Origin of the sequence: Prosthecobacter fluviatilis, from assembly GCF_042655725.1 — a bacterium.
Taxonomy (GTDB): domain Bacteria; phylum Verrucomicrobiota; class Verrucomicrobiia; order Verrucomicrobiales; family Verrucomicrobiaceae; genus Prosthecobacter; species Prosthecobacter fluviatilis.
On record NZ_JBHSMQ010000001.1, the window covers coordinates 120521 to 137446 of the forward strand.

9 protein-coding genes are annotated in these 16926 nt (G+C 60.3%); 4 read left to right on the plus strand and 5 right to left on the minus strand.

Features of this window, described 5'->3' with window-relative positions; genetic code table 11:
* Positions 1-80 precede the first annotated feature (80 nt).
* A complete protein-coding gene (locus ACFQDI_RS00450; RefSeq protein ID WP_377162257.1) occupies positions 81-1109 on the plus strand; it encodes an alpha/beta hydrolase fold domain-containing protein in 1029 nt (342 codons plus the stop codon).
* A gap of 48 nt (positions 1110-1157) precedes the next feature.
* Entirely contained in the window at positions 1158-2267 is a 1110-nt protein-coding gene (locus ACFQDI_RS00455) for an SGNH/GDSL hydrolase family protein (protein ID WP_377162259.1), read from the plus strand.
* A 9-nt stretch (positions 2268-2276) separates the two neighbouring features.
* Here the strand turns inward: ACFQDI_RS00455 and ACFQDI_RS00460 are convergent, their stop codons facing one another.
* The 3 genes from ACFQDI_RS00460 to ACFQDI_RS00470 are packed head-to-tail and all read right to left on the minus strand — an operon-like array spanning position 2277 to position 5915.
* Positions 2277-3503, minus strand: coding sequence for a mandelate racemase/muconate lactonizing enzyme family protein (locus tag ACFQDI_RS00460; RefSeq protein ID WP_377162261.1), 1227 nt, complete (start codon positions 3501-3503; stop codon positions 2277-2279).
* An 8-nt stretch (positions 3504-3511) separates the two neighbouring features.
* Positions 3512-4948 (minus strand): Nramp family divalent metal transporter, encoded by a 1437-nt coding sequence (locus ACFQDI_RS00465; RefSeq protein ID WP_377162263.1) that lies wholly within the window; start codon positions 4946-4948, stop codon positions 3512-3514.
* A 1-nt stretch (position 4949) separates the two neighbouring features.
* Complete coding sequence (locus tag ACFQDI_RS00470) at positions 4950-5915, minus strand: mannonate dehydratase (protein WP_377162265.1); 966 nt, start codon at positions 5913-5915, stop codon at positions 4950-4952.
* A gap of 52 nt (positions 5916-5967) precedes the next feature.
* Between ACFQDI_RS00470 and ACFQDI_RS00475 the strand changes: the two genes are divergently transcribed.
* Positions 5968-7299, plus strand: coding sequence for a neutral/alkaline non-lysosomal ceramidase N-terminal domain-containing protein (locus tag ACFQDI_RS00475; protein ID WP_377162267.1), 1332 nt, complete (start codon positions 5968-5970; stop codon positions 7297-7299).
* 3 nt (positions 7300-7302) lie between these two features.
* Positions 7303-8925, plus strand: coding sequence for an SGNH/GDSL hydrolase family protein (locus ACFQDI_RS00480; protein WP_377162268.1), 1623 nt, complete (start codon positions 7303-7305; stop codon positions 8923-8925).
* 7 nt (positions 8926-8932) lie between these two features.
* On the opposite strand, the gene ACFQDI_RS00485 is transcribed toward ACFQDI_RS00480, so the two are convergent.
* Positions 8933-9982, minus strand: a complete 1050-nt coding sequence (locus ACFQDI_RS00485) for a ComEC/Rec2 family competence protein (protein ID WP_377162270.1) — start codon at positions 9980-9982, stop codon at positions 8933-8935.
* 53 nt (positions 9983-10035) lie between these two features.
* Positions 10036-16863: a hypothetical protein gene (locus tag ACFQDI_RS00490; RefSeq protein WP_377162272.1), complete on the minus strand. Its 6828-nt coding sequence runs from the start codon at positions 16861-16863 to the stop codon at positions 10036-10038.
* Positions 16864-16926 lie beyond the last annotated feature (63 nt).

The window sequence follows — 16926 nt, forward strand, 5'->3', positions numbered from 1 at the left end:
ATGGTGAATGATCTGTGAAACTCGTGGCCCTCTTACTGGCACTCATCCTTCTGTCTCTGCTGGCGCTGAACGCCTGGCTCATGTCACCGACACGTTGGCAGTGGCAGTTGCAGCTGGCCACCACGGAGCTGGGCCATTGGCTGGCTCTGCTGAGCTTGGTGCTCATCTATCCTGCTCTTCAGCATTCTCGCTGGCCGGCCGTTTTTTGCCTGCTGCTTGCCGTGGTGTTCTTCATCCCCGCCTTGCAGGCACATCGCATTGCCGCAGCGCAGGGGCTGCGCTTCTCCTGGCTGCGCCTCTGGAAGCCGGTGCATGCGGAGAAGTATCAGGTGCAGAGCGAGCGTCGCACCTTCTGGCGGGAAGGGGAGGAGTCGCTCGATGTGGTGATCTACCGGCCGCAGGGCGTGGGCAAGGAGCTGCCCTGCCTGCTCATCGCCCACACCGGCGGCTGGGACAGTGGCGATCCCGGCGAGTTCACCAGTGCAAACACGGAGCTGGCATCTCATGGCTACGTGCTGTGCTCCTACGGCTACCGTCTGGCGCCAAAGCACCCCTGGCGGGCTCAGGCGGAAGACACCCGCCGCGCCTATGAATGGGTGTGTGCGCATGCGGCAGAGCTGGGCATTCGCACAGATCAGATCGTGCTCATGGGACGCTCCGCGGGTGCGCAGATTGCCGCCGCCTGCGCCTACGGCATGCCAGAGCTGAAACTTTGCGCCTGCATCGATGTCTATGGCACGCCCAACATGTACCTCGCCCGCGAGTGGTCGGTGCCGAATGATATTTTGGATTCTTTGACACTCGTGCGTCAGTACATGGGCGGGGATCCTCACGAGGTGCCAGAAGCCTACCGCACCGCCTCGGCCACAGAGTTTCTTGATCAGCGCAGCCTGCCCACGCTCATTCTGCATGGCTCGCAGGATTCCCTCGTCGGCATTGGCCACAGCCGCCGCTTTCACCAGCGGCTCGCCGGGAGTGAAGAGCATTGTTTCATCGAGATGCCCTGGGGCACGCATGGCATGGATTTCTTTCCGGCCACTCCAGGCGGGCAGCTCTCCATTTCTGCCATTGTGCGCTTCATGGAACGATTTGCCTGCGGTGCGCCGTAATGGAGCGAGGACTTCAGTCCGCAGCACTCCGCCACGCCTCATCGTTCTATGCACTCCCATCGCCACCTTCTTGTAGCAGCGCTCTGCCTGTTCGTTCCCCTCGCAAACGCCGGAGATCTCCAGCTTACTCTCCCGCCAGTGGTTTATGCTACGCCGGACGTGCCGATCAGCATCTACTACGACAACATCGTTCTCACCGAGAAGCCCGAGGACTACCGCTTTGAGTTCAAATGCAAGCTGGGCGCCAGCGAAGATCGCCGCTGGACCGTCACGCCTTCTGACAAGGACATCGGCGACTACCCCCTCGCAGTCACCGTCAAGGATGTCGGCGGCAAAGTGCTGGAACAGGGGCAGACCACCCTGCACATCTCTCCGCGCAAATCGTCCTCCACCAAACCGCTGCGTCTTCTCGTTGTTGGCGATAGCCTCACTCACGCCTCGGTTTATCCGAATGAAATCGCCCGCCTGCTAGCTCTGCCGGGTAATCCCAAGGCCACACTGCTCGGTACGCACAAGCCGGCAGGTGCCAAGCCTGGTGTTGCGCATGAAGGTTACGGCGGGTGGAAGTGGTCTGACTTCCTCATCAAGTTCGCTCCGGAGACTCCCGGAGTCGCAGCAGGTCCGCTCGCACGCAAGGCCACCAGCCCCTTCATCTTCCCCTCGGCAGACGGCAAAAAAGGCGACTTCGACCTGCTGCGCTATTTTAAGGAGCACTGCGATAATCAGCCGCCCGATGTCGTCACCTTTCTGCTTGGCATCAATGACTGCTTCGGGGCTGATCCGAACAACCCAGATGCCAAGATCAACGAGGTGCTCGACCACGCGGACAAGCTCCTCGCTGCCTTCCACAAGGCTGCGCCCAATGCCAAACTCGCAGTGGGATTGACTACACCGCCGAATGCGCGTCAGGAAGGCTTCACAGCGAACTACAAGGACAAGTATCCGCGCTGGGGCTGGAAGCGCATCCAGCACCGCATCGTGCAGCTCATGCTCAAGCGTCTCTCCGACCGCGAGAAGGACGGCATCTTCATTGTCCCCACGGAGCTCAACCTCGATCCTGTCGATGGCTATCCGAATAACAATGGTGTGCATCCCAATCCCGTCGGCTATGCCCAGATTGGCGCGAGCTTCTACTCGTGGATGAAATCGAAGCTGTGAAGGGGGGGGCTACTTCGCCACGCTCTTCCTCCACCCGTTCACTCCTTCACGGAACAGCTCGTCCTTCAGCTTTGTGCCCAGGCCCGTTCCCGTGGGCAGCTGGGCCTTCCCGTTCACGATGACGGGCAGCGTATCGACCAGCTTGTCGTAGAACGAGCGGATGTGCGCCCGGACCGTCTCCTGAAACACGACATTGGCCGATGACGCCGCGAGATGCAGGCCGCTGAACAGCGTGAGCGGGCCGGTGCAGTCGTGAATCGTCGCGGGGACGTTGAAGGTCTGCGCCATGTCGATGACACGGCGGGTTTCGCTGATGCCGCCGTTCCAGGTGGGATCGACCATGCAGTAGTCGCAGGCCTGTGCTTGCAGCACGCTCAGATATTCTTTGCGCCCGAGCAGCATCTCGCTCGCCGCGATGGGCAGACCGCTCCGACGACGGAAATCGGCCAGCGTGGCCGCGTTGTCCACGCGCAGCACGTCTTCCAGCCAGAGCGGTTTGATCTCGCGCAAAGCTTCGGCGATGCGTTCCGCCGCCGGGAGCTGGAAAAACGCGTGCCCTTCGATGGCGATGTCCATTTTCATGCCCACACGACTGCGAATCTCCCGCAGGGGTTTCATGCCTTCCTCGACATCGGCCCATGAGATGTGCAGACCGCCGTTGCGATGTGCCGCACGATCAAATGGCCACAGCTTCATCGCGGTGATGCCTTCAGCCAGCAGTTCCTCAGCGAGGTCACCGGCGGCAAAATGAGAGGCCCAGTTGTCTTGCAGCGGTCCCTTGCTGCCGATGTCACCATAACCCGGCCAGCCCGGATGACGTGGCGCTTCCGTGGCCCCCGCCAGCGCGCCGTAACTCGGACCGCCGCTCGTATTATACACTGGAATCGCGTCACGCACCGGCCCACCGAGCAGGCGATACACCGGCTGGTTGCAGGCCTGCCCAAGAATGTCCCACAGCGCGAGATCAATGGCCGACAGCGCCCGCATCTCCGCGCCCGGATGCCCAAACGGCGTGCAGCGCTCATAGATGAAGCGCCAGTGCGCTTCAATCGCCAGCGCATCGGCTCCGAGCAGGCGCTCTGCCATCCAATCGTGAATCAATGCTGCGATGGCATGCGGCGTGTAATACGTCTCGCCGCAGCCGATGAACCCGTCCTCCGTGTGAATGCGGACGAGCAGCAGATTTGGCATGATGCCGGACGGAATGGCGGTTTCGATGGCGGTGATGCGTGACATGGCGTGGATCAGTGGGAGAAAATCTGGCGGAACATGGCGAATGAAATGAAGCCGTAAAACAAGGCGCACAGGACGAGCGCGATCTTGCGCCACAGGGGCGGGCGCAGCTCACGCGGCAGCAGCGTGGTGTTGAGATGCAGGATTTGCAGCGCTGAGAAGGCCGTGATGGGTGCGGCGGTGGCCCCGAGAATCATGAGCAGCAGTTTCGCATCGCCAAGGAATGCGCCGAAGCATGCAAATACCGTGAAGCCGAGCAGCAGCAGGCCATAGAGCCGCCCCACCGGCATTTGCTTCGGCACCGCCCCGCCCGCCCATGCAATGTCCGCCACCACGCGGGCCAGCACATCCACATTCGTCAGCGTCGTCGAAAACAGAATCCAGAAGCCGTTCATGAGGCCGAGAATCCAGAAGCCCTCCCACAGCTTGCGCATCTCCGCCGCTTGAAACACACCCGCCGCAACGCCGGTGACCTGCATGCCGGGTTGAAACAAAGACGAGGCCAGGTTCACCATCAAAAACATACCCACGATGCATCCCAGCATCCACAGCCCGGATTGATCAATGATCGCGTAACGCCACCAGTCGCGCCAGCGCTTCAAATTTTCCGCGTTGATCGGAAATACGCTGCCTACGGGGGCCAGTGTCTGCTCCGTGCTCCACACGCCCCCCATGTTGCCCGCTTTGGCAGCCATGCCGAAGCCCTTGTCACGAAACCAGTTGGCGATGGCAAGATTGCCAATGCCGCCGCTGCCGGCGAGCGCTGCAAACACTGCCAGCATCACGAAATCGACCTTCTCAGGAACCACTCCGAACGAGAAGAAGCCTGTCAGCGTGCTGCCCCAGTCCTTGAGTGGTACAAAAGTGAAGTTCACCCACAGCAGAAACCCAAAGATGAAGATGATCATCATCCACGACAACCGTTCCAGCAGCCGCTCGACTTTTTTGCCCGAGGCGAGCACAACAGCTGAGATCAATACGAGCGCTACCGTGATCCACGTCACAGTCGGCGCATCGGCATCCGTCGGTGCACGCCCTTGCATCATCGCAAACGCCACACCTGCGCATCCAGCCGCCGCCGCTGGCATGCCGAGCTGTGCAAAGCCTCCGAGCGCATAAAACACGCCCCACACCCGTGATCCCGGTCGCATCCGCATGAAGCCCGTGAGCACCGGCTCGCCCGTGTAGAGCGTGTAGCGTACCGCTTCGAGATTCAGCAGTGATTGCAGCACAAATGCCAGCGTCGCGATCCACAGCACACTGCGTCCGTGCTGCACCACAAACAACGGCCCCGCGATCCACTCGCCCATCCCAATGGCTCCAACGAGGAGAATGGCTCCCGGCCCGATGGTGCGCAGCGCATTGCGCCAACTGAATGGCAGAGGCGCGGGAAGATCGTCGGACTTCCACGGAGGAAGAGAGCCGTGATTCGGGTTGGATGGCTTCATGTCAGGATGTTGGCTGGCCGGCTTGAACGCTTTGAATCAGCCCGCGCATGTAGCCATAGGCGAACAAACGGCCCATCATGGTGTAGCCGGGCTCGCCCTCTTCCTCGCCGTCGAGCTGCGGCACATGATCGGGACGCATGGGGCCGGTGAAGCTGATGTCGTGATAGGCGCGCATGGCGGCAACCATGTCGGTGGGGCCGTTGTCATGAAACGTCTCGGCAAAACACGCTGCGTTGCCACGCACATCGCGAAAATGAACGTAGCGGATGTGCTTGCCGAGTCGGCGGATGGCGGCCGGAATGTCGGCACCCATCTCCGCAAAGGTGCCCTGGCAGAAACAGATCGCATTGTGCCTGCTCGGTGAGAGGCGCATGAGCCGCTCGAAGTTTTCGACGCTGTTCATGATGCGCGCCTTGCCGGCGAATTCGGCCAGCGGTGGGTCATCGGGGTGCATGACCATCGTCACGCCGTGTTTTTCTGCCACGGGGAGCAGTTCGGCAAGCATGCGCTCCAAGTTCGTCCACAGGGCGTCTGCCGTGATGGTTTCGCCGCCAGCCTGAATTGCTGCCGAGTTCAAAGACATGGCCTGTTGCGCTTCTTTGAGATCAAAGGCGGTCACCAGCGCTCCGCCACGCTCCCTGGCATCCAGTTTGGTTCGCACCCAGTCGGTACCGGCCATGAAGTTGTAGCAAAGCAGCGGGATTTCAGCCTCGCTCATGTGTTCAAGCAGCCGTTTCATCGCCGACATGTCACTCCCGTCGTCCTTGCCGAGCTTGAGCTTCTCGATGGGCAGATAGCCTTCGATGATGCCCAGCTTCATGCCGTGGCGCTCGATTTGTGCTTTGGTTTGCAGCAGAGGCTCCAGTTCCGCCCCTGGGTAACGCACCGTAATCTCTTCGACGCCGCATTGCGCCGCGAGGGCCAGATGGTGATCGCTGAGCGGTGTGAGGACGGAGGCTAGGCGCATGAAAGATGGGTGCAGACTGAACAAACAACGTGGGTGCGCCCGTAGTTTGTGCATGTCGCTCCGTGCTTTTTCGCTCGTCATTCTGTGTGCCAGTGCCGTCCTTGCCGCACCGCCCGGAGCCACGCCTTTGTCACCGCCGGCACCAGCAAAATCCGTGGCACCTCATGTGCCGGCGAATTGGAAAGCTGGCACGGCCACGGTCAAAGTGACGCCGCAGAAGCTTCTCTGGATGGCCGGGTACGCGGCGCGTAAAAAACCTGCCGAAGGCAAGGTGCAGGATCTGTTTGCCAAGGCACTGGCGCTGCAGGACGAGCAGGGAAACAAGCTGGTGTTTGTCACGCTCGATCTCATCGGCGTGCCGCAGCTTCTCAGGCATGATGTGGCGCAGCGCGCGGAGAAGGAGTTTGGGCTGCCGCCTGCCCATTTGGTGATGAACGCCTCGCATACGCACAGTGGTCCTTCGTTGCGCACGACACCTCTGACGGATGCAGACAAGGACAATCTCAAGGCTAAAGATTTGTGGGAATACACGCAGAACCTGCAAAACGACCTCGTTGGACTGATCGGCAAAGCGCTGGCAGATATGCAGCCAGCTCGCCTCACCTGGAACAAGGCGCGCTGTGGTTTCGCGATGAATCGCCGTCGGGATTACACGCTGCCGCCAGATCATCCCAACGCCGGCAAGGCGCCCAATCCGGACGGCCCCGTGGATCATGACGTGCCAGCCCTGCGGATCGAAGCGCCTGATGGCGCGTTGCGAGCCACCCTGTTTGGCTACGCCTGTCACAACACCAGCCTCGGCTTTTACAACTGGTGCGGCGACTACGCAGGCTTTGCTCAGGAATACCTGCAGGAGCACCGCCCTGGCTTCACAGCGCTGTTCTTGATGGGCTGCGGCGCCGATCAGAACCCGTATCCACGCCGCAGCGACGTGGTTCCCGGGGTCACGGATCTGGAGCTTTCCATGCAGCATGGCCGTTCGCTTTCCAACGCCGTTGAAATGGCTCTCGTCGTCAATCCTCGCCCTGTGCAGGGACCGATCCGTGCTGCCTACGAGGAGATCAAGCTCAGCTACGCCAAGGCGGGGCGTGCAGACCATGACTACCCGGTGCAGGTCATCAAGCTGGGCAATGATCTGACATTCATCACCCTCGGCAGCGAGGTAGTGGTGGACTACTCCTTGCGCTTCAAGCGTGAGTTTGCCGGTGCCGCCGGTGCCGCCGGTGTCTGGGTGGCCGGTTATTCCAATGACTACACCGGCTACGTTCCCAGCTTGCGTGTCCTCAAAGAAGGCGGCTACGAAGCCGCAGCCGGCTGGGCGGACAGTGTGGAAGACCGCATCGCCGCCAAAGTTCACGACCTGCATCAGAAGCTTTCCAAATAATCCATGAAGACGCTCACACTCCTCCTCGCCTTCGCTGTTTCGTGCCTTGCTGCCGAGACACCGCTCTCCCTTACGCTTCAGTCCCGCGCCCCTGCTGGCAAGGCGGCTCTGGTCAAAGAGCAGTGGCTGCCCTCACGCACCGCTATCATCGTCTGCGACATGTGGGACCTGCATCACTGCAAGAACGCCGTCACTCGTGAAGTCGAGATGGCGCCACGGATGAATGAAGTTCTCGAAAAGGCCCGCAAGGATGGCGTGCTCATCATCCATGCGCCGAGCAGCTGCATGAAGCCCTATGAAGGCACCCCTGCACGTGAGCGTGCGAAGTCCGCACCTGCCGCTGCTCGCCTGCCGGACAAGATCGCCGAGTGGTGCAAGCAAATCCCGTCCGAAGAGATGGCCGTCTATCCCCTCGACCAAACCGACGGCGGCGAGGACGATGATCTCACCGAGCACGCCGCGTGGGCCAAGGAGCTCGCGGCCAAAGGCCTCAATCCCAAAGCACCCTGGACCCGTCAGATCGCCGTCCTGCGCATCGACCAGGAAAAGGACGCCATCAGCGACAGCGGCGTGGAGATCTGGAATCTCCTCGAATCGAAGCACATCGACAACGTCATCCTCATGGGCGTGCACCTCAACATGTGCGTCTCCGGCCGCCCCTTCGGTCTGCGCCAGATGGCCAAAAACGGCAAGCACGTCGTCCTCATGCGCGACCTGACAGACACCATGTACAATCCCTCGCGCTGGCCCTTCGTCAGCCATGCACGCGGCACCGAGCTCTTCGTCTCCCATGTGGAAAAGCGCATCTGCCCCACCATTACCTCAGACCAGTTCATTGGTGGCCAGCCCTTCGCCTTCAGCGCTGCCACGGCAGGCAAAAAGCGCCTTCAGATCATCCTTCTTGGCGACAGCACCACCGAGGCGAGCATTCCAAAGAAACTCGCCCCAGATGAGCCGCAGATCGAGGACACCCTGCGCATCAAACTGGCCGCCGAGCCCGATCTGCCTCCCTGCGATGTCTACAATGAAGGCGTCAGCGGCGAGTTCATCCGCCGCCTCCTCGACACCCGCTATGACAAGGCGGTGAAAACCAAGCCCCAGGCCGACTACATCTTTATCCGCTACGGACTCAACGACCAGGCGAAGGTCAAAGACTTCAACACCCAGTTTGCGAAAGACTTTCATGAGTTGCTCGAACGTCTGCGCAAAGACCATCCCAAGGCGATGCTCATTCCCATGACGGTCATTCCCTACGCACTTAACAATCTGCACGAGGACATCAATGCGCTCGTCAAGCAGATCGCCAAGGATGAAAAACTCACGCTCTTCGACATCGCGCCACGCTACCTTGCCGAATTGAAAAAGAATCCTGACGGCCTCAATTATCGCCGTTTTCCTCTGTCGAAAATCCCCGAAAACCTCCGTCCCTTCGCCACCCCCTACATCCAGCCCGGTACAGATCCCTCCGTCGTCGTTCTCGACAATCGCCTCGATGGCATCTTCGGCCACATCCCCGGCTGGGCGGGCGACCGCCACCCCAATCTCGCCGGCTACAACGTTATCGCCGACGAAACCGCCAAATGGCTCGCCCCGGTCATTCGCTCACAGCTGGCGGGCAAGAAGTAGCGCGCCGCTACTTTGAGCGAGTCTGGAAGCTGCGGCTGTGCTTCTGCGAAGGTACTATCACCGTGTAGCTCTTCGCATCCGCACTCACCGTGCAGTGGATGTGATGCGCCGCGCAGCCCTCGGCCAGATCACCATGATTCGCGATCATGCTCTTGTCCGCGGTGTTCTCATGGTCATCGCGCATGTTTTCATGCACCTGATACATCGCCTGAATGGTCGGTGTGGTTTTGAGCGCATCCATCGCAGACTTGCTCGTCCCCTTGCGCGGGCCGTTGTTCATCACGGAAACCGTCGGCTGCAGGCTGTGGATCAGCATGGGGTTGTTGCTCACATCCAGTCCATGATGATTCACCTGATACAGATCCACGGTGCCCACGAGGTTGAAAGGGGACACCAGCTTCTCCTCCACATTCCAGGATAGGTCGCCTCCGTCGAAAAACCTGAAATCACCAAATTGCAGCAGCATCACCACGCTGTTCGCATTATCCGTCGTGTCCACCGACTTGGGCGGTACCGAGCCCTTCAGCGGATTCTCCGGTTGGCCCGGGGAGGGGGCGGCGAACTGCTGATTTGCACCCAGGCAGCGCAGGGTCAGCTTGGGGCTGCCCTCGGTTTGTTTCAGCGGCACCACGGCGCCCGCCGCCAGTGTGACACGCTTCTCCACCTTGGCATCCCGATACGGGCGGCTGGTCAGCGTCCAGCGCATGTCCTGCGCCTTGCCATCCGGGCTGCCTTCGGGGATGCCTTTGTCGTAGAGCGTGCCCACGGGCATCAGCTCCGTCAGTTCGGCCAGCCCGCCAAAGTGATCCGCGTGAAAGTGCGTGATGATGACGTGATCAATCCGTGTCAGCCCTGCCTGCTCCTTTGCCACCTTCTGAATGCGCTGCGGATCACGCCCGCCTGGATTGCCCGTGTCGATGAGTACTGACTCCCCGGCCGGTGTCACCAGCAGCGTCGAACCGCCGCCTTCGGAGTCGATCCAGTAGATGTCGAGCGTCTTGTCACGCGCGGAAAGAGTGAGGGAGCAGGCAAGCAGGGCGGCGAGGATGGATTTCATGCAGAAGGGTGATCTGATCACGTGCTGACGGTGCCGGTTCTCTCAAAGACAAATCATTGTCCCGGAGGCTGCACTTCCTTCACCGCGGCGCCGTGGGTGTCGCTCAGGATGAGGATGGCCAGCTTTTCCACCGCTGGCAGTTCGGCGGGCTTGAGCATCTGGTAGTCGAGACCGTTCGCTGGCGGAGCCTCATACACGGGAGGCAAAAGCGGATTGGCAGCGCCGTCAGGTCCGTTCAGGCTGGCATAGTCAAAGCGGCCGCGCAGGTCGGTGTAGCCGTCTTTAAAGAAGCGCACCGTGCCATTGGCCAGCCGCGCATACACTTTGACATAGGTCTTCGGCAGCGGCTTGTCCGTCGTGGCGTCCCGTGCTTCCAGGCGGCCGTAGTTTTCCGTCAGCGCGAGCTTCAGCGTGCTGGCGTGATAGGCCTGCGTCTTGCGCAGTCCGGCTCCCAGCACCTCCACGAGCACATTGGATTTGTTGAATTCTCCCGGCAGAGCCAGTTCGAGCGTGCTCGCGTTCGGGGGGAGTTTCTGCGTGGCTGTCCGGTTGGGTTTGATGATGCTGAAGCGCCCGGCATCCTGGCTCACAAAGGGATTGCTGCTGAAGCTGAACTCCGGGTCCATCAGGTAGTAGTTCAGCGTCACTTCGCTGAGGTTTTTCCAGGTCAGGGAGATGGTCTTGTTCTCGATCTTCAGGTCAAATCCCGGCTCCGTGCTGGCAAGAGCGGACTGCTGCTTTTCACGGTCAGGTTTGCCATCAGTTGCAGGCTTTGCTTCCTTGCCTTCGATTTCATCCAGCTGCGATGCCACCTGCGAAAAAAGCTGCCTCCAGCGCGGCACCGGATGGTCTGCATGCCTGGCCGCCAGGCCGCGTGCCGTGGGCAGTTCGCCTTCATAAAAGGCGGCGTAGCACTTGAGATAGTCATGCTGGAGACGTGTTGGCAGCTTGCTGGCATCGATGGCTTTCAGACGTACCAGGGCCTCGTCCACACGGTCCTGCAAAAAGAGGTAATAAACCACGCTCAGTTCGTCTGCGGCAGCAGGCTGGGGTTTGTGCGCCAGGATGTCGAGCAGCTTGTGGTACTGCGTCAGCAGTGCCGTGTTGGCAATCCTCCATTCATTGCCCACACGATGGGCCCGCTGGTTGACCAGCGGCAGATATTCCAGATGCTCATAGCTGTGGCGCTCTACGGGGTCCAGCGTGAGCAGCTTGCTGGAAAAATACGGGCCGCATGCATCGCCAAAGTGCTGTTTCAGCCATTCCCGCAACGTGGCCTCGTCATTGTGGAGCAGTGCGTACGTAAAGATCGTGTCGCTCCTGAGATGATGCGCCCGCATGAAGGCGATGAGCTTCTGGTAGAAGCCCGCGCTTGCACGGCAGCGCCAGGCCACACGCTCCAGGTCCAGTCTTTCAAGGTTGTTCTGTTCAAGGAAGCTGAAGACATCAGTCTCGCTTCCATCTTGCGAGACATAATCCCACGATGTCTTGTCCACCTCGGTCAGCTTGGACACCACATGGAACTCAAACGGCTTCGCGGCCGCCGCACCGGCCTGGGTGGTCACCGTGACAGGGAAGTGGGCATACTTGATGCCTTGTTGAGCAGGGGGGGACGGGAAATAGAAGTGATACTCGAAGGTTTGAGTCGTGTAAGGCTCCAGCCTCACCTGGGTGGACTTGGTGGTCTGGCTGCCCTGCACGGGCAGCGCGCCCTGCGGGATTTGCAGCAGTACCACGGCCTTCGCAGGACTGCTGGTGGGATTCGTGACAACGATGTTCGCCCCATACGTCACGCCGGTGAGGAATTCGGTGGTCACGTATTTTTCGAACTTCTCGTTCCCCTCCTGACGGTAGCGGTCGTCCTGCCGGAAAAAGCTCTGGGACACGAGCAGATGCCCCTGGGCGTTCCCATCGGCAGCGGCGGTTTTGATCTCCTTGTGGTACAGGATGCAGGGGCCGCCTGCGGTGAAGGTAAAGATGCCGTTTTCGGCCTTGGTGCTGTGCTTCACAGCTTCAAACGGCAGATCGAGCACTGCCAGCGCCAGCATCATCTCGGCAAAGCTGTTGCTGGCCTCGGCGACATTCGGAGAGACGAATCCACCTTTCGAGCCCGCTGCCACCCAGGCTGCGTAGTCACGCCAGAAGCCGTTGATGCTGATGAGGCTGCCTTTCTGGTCCGCAATGCGCAGCTTGTAGTAGTTGTTCTCCGCCCACTCCTTGGTGGGGCCGAGTGCACGGAACAGCGCACGCACCTCCTTGCGCACGTCATCGGCGGTTGTTTTGTCAAAGAGCGCGATGGTGCCGGCGGTCACGGTGGTTCCACCTGTGTAGGTATTGGCACTGCTGGTGACCAGCAGCGCCGTGGCGGCACTGCGATTTTTCGCGAGATTCCGTCTCTCTGCATCCTTGAAGCCCGCCATGCCGTTCAACTCCTGCACTGTCATTGAGCGTCCTACAATCGCGTTCTCGCTCAGGGGAACGATGACAACGGCATCAGGTCCCACCTTGTACTTCATCTGCGCCAGTTCGGTCACATACCTCAGGGCCTCGGACAATGGCACATCTTTGAGATCAAGGCTGATGCTCGCGTTCAGCTTGAACTCTGTAGGTGCAATCACAAGACGAACCCCTCTTCCTCCCGTTGAAGAGGGGTTTCGGTCGAGTTCCCTGCTTTTCGTCTGAAGGTACTCTATGGCTTCCTCGATCGAGGTATTTTGAAAGCTCACCGAGGGCAGAATGATCGAGTTCATCTTCTGCAACAGGCGCACAACGCCCGGATCCCGCGCAGCACCGTAGCCAGAGGCTGCCTGTTCCGGTGGGGCAGCCGCGAAAGGATCTGCCGCCATGGCGGCTATAGGAGGCATGTCGGCCGGAGCAGCGGGCGCCGGTGCGGCTGCTGCATCATAACCCACCCCCAGGCCCACATTGTTTTCCAGGCTGCGTCCGCGCATGGCGGTTTCAAAAAGGAAATCTCGCTGCTCAGGGTTCGGTGGAATCATTTCCCACAGCTCGCGCGCATGTCTGGCGGTGGCGGGGGCTTCGCCTCCAATCTTTTGCGCCAGCAGAATGCGCTCGACCATGTTGAGCCGGGAATAGGCCCAGGGCTCCAGATGATGCGCGAGATCCCGGCCAAGGAGAAACTCATCCATGAAAGTCATGTCCTTCTTGTTCTCGAGGTAGGGCTTCACCACCGCGTCAAAGAAGGTCTTGTCCTTGCGCTGGAGAAAGAAGTTGAGCTCGTGGCAGGCGAATTCGCCGTACTTCTCGCGCTTCTCATCCTCCTTCAGTTTGGGCCAGTCCAGCAGCCAGGCAAAGTCGGCCAGGTGCTCGTCATGGCTCAGCGTGGTGAACAGCGTGTGAATGCTGCCGAGTGTGTCGTAAGTCTCCAGTTTGCCGGTCTGCGCATCTGTCAGGACGAGTGTCTTGCCGGTTTCCAGCACGCTGATCTCTTTTTCTTCCGTGAATGACTTCGCGGGATCGAGGTTTTTAGCCAGCCGCTGGTCTGCAAACTTTGTGGGAGCCTCCGGCAGGGTGAGCGTGCGCCAGGAGGCATGGTGCAGATCTTCGGCATAAACCTGCACATGCTGACGGTCTCCCAGCGCCTTCCTTTCGATGCGGACCACCCCTTCCTTGTCCGGCACCAGGTTGTAAATGACCGGAGCGGATGTGGCGAGAAAGTCGAGGTTCGTGCCGCCCTGCGGGCCTTTTCCTTCCTGCGGCTTGTTGGCAGGGGCGGGCATCGGGTTGTTGATGGCTCCTGCGGCTCCGCCGCGCGTGGTGCTCGCAGACTGTCCTGCCTGCTGGGAAAGTTCGTTGAGGTCGGTGCTGCTGATCTCCCATGGGTTCAGCAGCAGCCCCGGCCGCGTGAGCATGTTCCCCGGAAAGATCTTCGCGTACCGGCGCTCGAGAATGTAGCGGTATTCATCTCCGATCTCACGCTCGGTGGAGTAAAGGTTCGGGTTCCGCGCAGGAGTGCCCGACCCTGCTCCAAAACGCCTGAAACCGCCCAGTCCGCCGAAGATGCCGCTGCCCGGGTCAAAGCGCGATGCCGCAAAGTGCACACGCGCAAACGGGCTGCTGTTGGCCAGCTTGACGGTGATGAATTCTTTGCCGCTTTCCACGCTGGTGATTTGCAGCGCGTTGTTGCCCTTCAGTTCCAGCTGGCGGTGCCTGCCCACCACCCAGCCGCCGATGCTGTCTCCATGCGCCACTTTGACGGTGATGAGCCGCTTGCCGGTTCTCAGCGAGTAGTCTCCTGGCTTGAGACCTTCCATGATGAGAAAGCCATTCTCTGCCTTGAGCTGCTTGGAGAGATCCTCGGTAAAGGTGCCCGCGCTCTGCAGCAGAAGTGAAACAGGCTGGCTGCTCACGTCTCGCAGGGGCACACGTATCACCTCGCCCTCTCTCGCATGAATCACGTCTGCCAGCGTGCACTCACTCTCAGTAAGCGGCCAGACAGTTTCTCGCTCGTTCGGAATCTTGGCGGCCACGGACTCGATGCCCGCGAGCCTGCCCAGCTGCACACGGCCTTTTGCATCAGTGCTAAGCGGGATGATCTGGGGGCGGCTGAATCCATGATGACGAAAGGTGAAGATCACCTGCTGATCGGCTGCAGGCTCGCCATTTTTTCCCAGCAGTTCAAACACCCGCTGGCCGTCAAAGGTGCTCAGGTGCCCGTCATTCACGGCATCTGTTTGGTCGATGCCATTGAGCGTCCAGGTATGGCTGGCGGTGAGTTCTTTCTTGCTGCCGCCTTCACTCACCGCCTCGATCTGCGCGCTGAAGGTGACGCTGAGGGAGGCGAGCCGTTCAGGCACCGTCAGCCTGTGGGTGAAGACGCTGTCGGCGCTCATCTTCAGCCCCTTGATCTCACGTGTCGTGGAAATGCCGTCATGCGTGGTGCTGGTGATGGCGAGCTTGGGCTCGCTCAGCATTCCCGGGGAAAGCTGAGCCTCTCCCAGCATCAGGGCGGTGCGCACCGCCAGAGTGGCCTCGCGCCGGGAAAGAAGCTGCTCGCGCTCGATGTGGAATTGCGCATCCAGCTCATACTGCTCGGCATGATGATTAAAGGAGGCGAGTGTGGCAAAGGTTCCGGCTGCGTCTCCGATAATGAGGTTTTTGCCCCCGGGCTGGCTGGTGAATGGGATCACGATGCGGCCCAGCTTTTCATGGCGTGTCAGCTTGCGTCCCTCAAACCAAGCCACGGCATCGTTGACCGGCTGGTTCTTTTCATCCAGCACAAGGATCAGGTCTCCGGCGGGGCCGGTTTGCTGCAGGAGGTGGTACTCCCCGCTGCGGATGAGGGCACGGCTGCTGCGGCTGCCGCCGATGAACTCGATGATCCACGCTCCGCGTTTGCCCTTGAGCGCCGGAAACTTGAATGTCTGTCGCTTTCGCAGAAAGGGGCCGCCCTCAAAGGTGTGCGTCTCCTCGCTGTTGGCCACCAGGCCGTCCAGATTCAGGTCGGTGTTCAGCTGGCGCTGCTGGGTCTGGAAAAAGTTCAGCGTGTTCAGCTCAAAAATCTTCACGATCAGCTTGGGCGTGTTTTTGACGGTCACGTAAAACTGGATGTCATCTCCCGGCAGAAACTGCGGCTTGTTGGTGGCTGGAAACTCAATGTCCACACGCTCCTTCAGCTTTTGAAATTCCGCTGGCTCCAGCAGAGACGCCCAGCGTTCCGGACTGCCGATGCCGTGGGTGATCAGCGCCTCCGCCAGCACCGGCGTCAGCCACTCTTCCGCGATGTAGGTCGTCCACTGCGCCAGCACGTCATTGGGGTCGGCCTCCGCTTTGACTTCGGCGGCAAAGAGATGCAGGAAGTACTCGCGCACGAGCGGCTCGTCCGTGCTCACGGGCGGCGAAACCAGCAGCGCCTCACCCAGATCCGCGTTCAGGTTGCAGATCTCTCCCGGCTTGATGTCCTTGATGTAGGTGTAGTTGATGTAGTCGAGCTGGCGCGGCAGCTTCAGGTACTCGCTGAAGCGTGCGCGGTCATACACGCCCTTTTTGCGGTCATGATCCAGACGCTGGTACAGGATGCGGGCCTTGAGCGTGTTTTGGGAAGGCGGCAGCTTTTGTGCAAAGGCCCACACACGCTCCAGCCACGCCTCTCGCTCCGCATCATCGTATTCCAGGTTCACATCGGCGGAGGGGGCCATCTTCCGCAGTCGGGTGTAAACAAAGGCCTGCTGGCCCAGCCAGTGCGGGAAGGTCTTCAGCAGTTCGTCCAGCTGCTCGGGCAGCAGCGCCTTATGGATCGGCAGGGAGCCAAAGCTGCGCGCCTTGTCCGCCTGCAGATCGGCAATAATGGCCTGTACCAGATTCGGCACATCCGGGCGCTGGAGCCTGCTCAGAACACCACGGCGTTGATCGGTTGTCAGCGGTACCTGATCGCGAATGAGGGCCGTCAGCGCGTCCTCGCTCAGGGACTCCAGACTGCGGTCATGCTGCATGGCGTCACGCAGGAATATCTCACGCTGGATCCGCGCCTGATCCAGCTCAGTGGGCAGGTCGGGTTTGGGGTCACGCAACTGCCGCTGGTGATCATGGCGGATGTCCAGACGCTCGATCAGGTATTTCAGCGTGCCCTGCGGATCTCGTTCATAGTCCAGGATGGCCTGGCGATTGAGGATGATGCGGCGTGCCTCATTTTCATCCGGGACACGTTCGCGCCACTGCTCGAGGATTTGATTGAGCTTCGTGCCGTCGCGGACATTCTGATAGTGCAGAGCATGAAAAAAATAGTATTCCTCCGAGCCCGGAACCAGCTCGCCGAGGGCTTTTTCACGGTCGGCAGCGAGGGCAAAACGTTCAACAAAGCCAATTTCATTTTCGGCTATGGCCGAAAGCGGGATAAGAAGAGCTAGAGCAAGCGATTTCATGGCCGTAAGCGGGTTGGAGTGAAGAATGCGGCGAGCATCACGGTCGAGGCGAGCTTTTATTGT

What these genes read in the sequence shown, in the direction of transcription:
- ACFQDI_RS00480 (WP_377162268.1), top strand. Translation starts at nt 7,303, where the DNA reads ATGAAGACGCTCACACTCCTCCTCGCCTTCGCTGTTTCGTGCCTTGCT.
- ACFQDI_RS00490 (WP_377162272.1), bottom strand. Translation starts at nt 16,863, where the DNA reads ATGAAATCGCTTGCTCTAGCTCTTCTTATCCCGCTTTCGGCCATAGCC.
- ACFQDI_RS00450 (WP_377162257.1), top strand. Translation starts at nt 81, where the DNA reads ATGTCACCGACACGTTGGCAGTGGCAGTTGCAGCTGGCCACCACGGAG.
- ACFQDI_RS00470 (WP_377162265.1), bottom strand. Translation starts at nt 5,915, where the DNA reads ATGCGCCTAGCCTCCGTCCTCACACCGCTCAGCGATCACCATCTGGCC.
- ACFQDI_RS00465 (WP_377162263.1), bottom strand. Translation starts at nt 4,948, where the DNA reads ATGAAGCCATCCAACCCGAATCACGGCTCTCTTCCTCCGTGGAAGTCC.
- ACFQDI_RS00475 (WP_377162267.1), top strand. Translation starts at nt 5,968, where the DNA reads ATGTCGCTCCGTGCTTTTTCGCTCGTCATTCTGTGTGCCAGTGCCGTC.
- ACFQDI_RS00455 (WP_377162259.1), top strand. Translation starts at nt 1,158, where the DNA reads ATGCACTCCCATCGCCACCTTCTTGTAGCAGCGCTCTGCCTGTTCGTT.
- ACFQDI_RS00460 (WP_377162261.1), bottom strand. Translation starts at nt 3,503, where the DNA reads ATGTCACGCATCACCGCCATCGAAACCGCCATTCCGTCCGGCATCATG.
- ACFQDI_RS00485 (WP_377162270.1), bottom strand. Translation starts at nt 9,982, where the DNA reads ATGAAATCCATCCTCGCCGCCCTGCTTGCCTGCTCCCTCACTCTTTCC.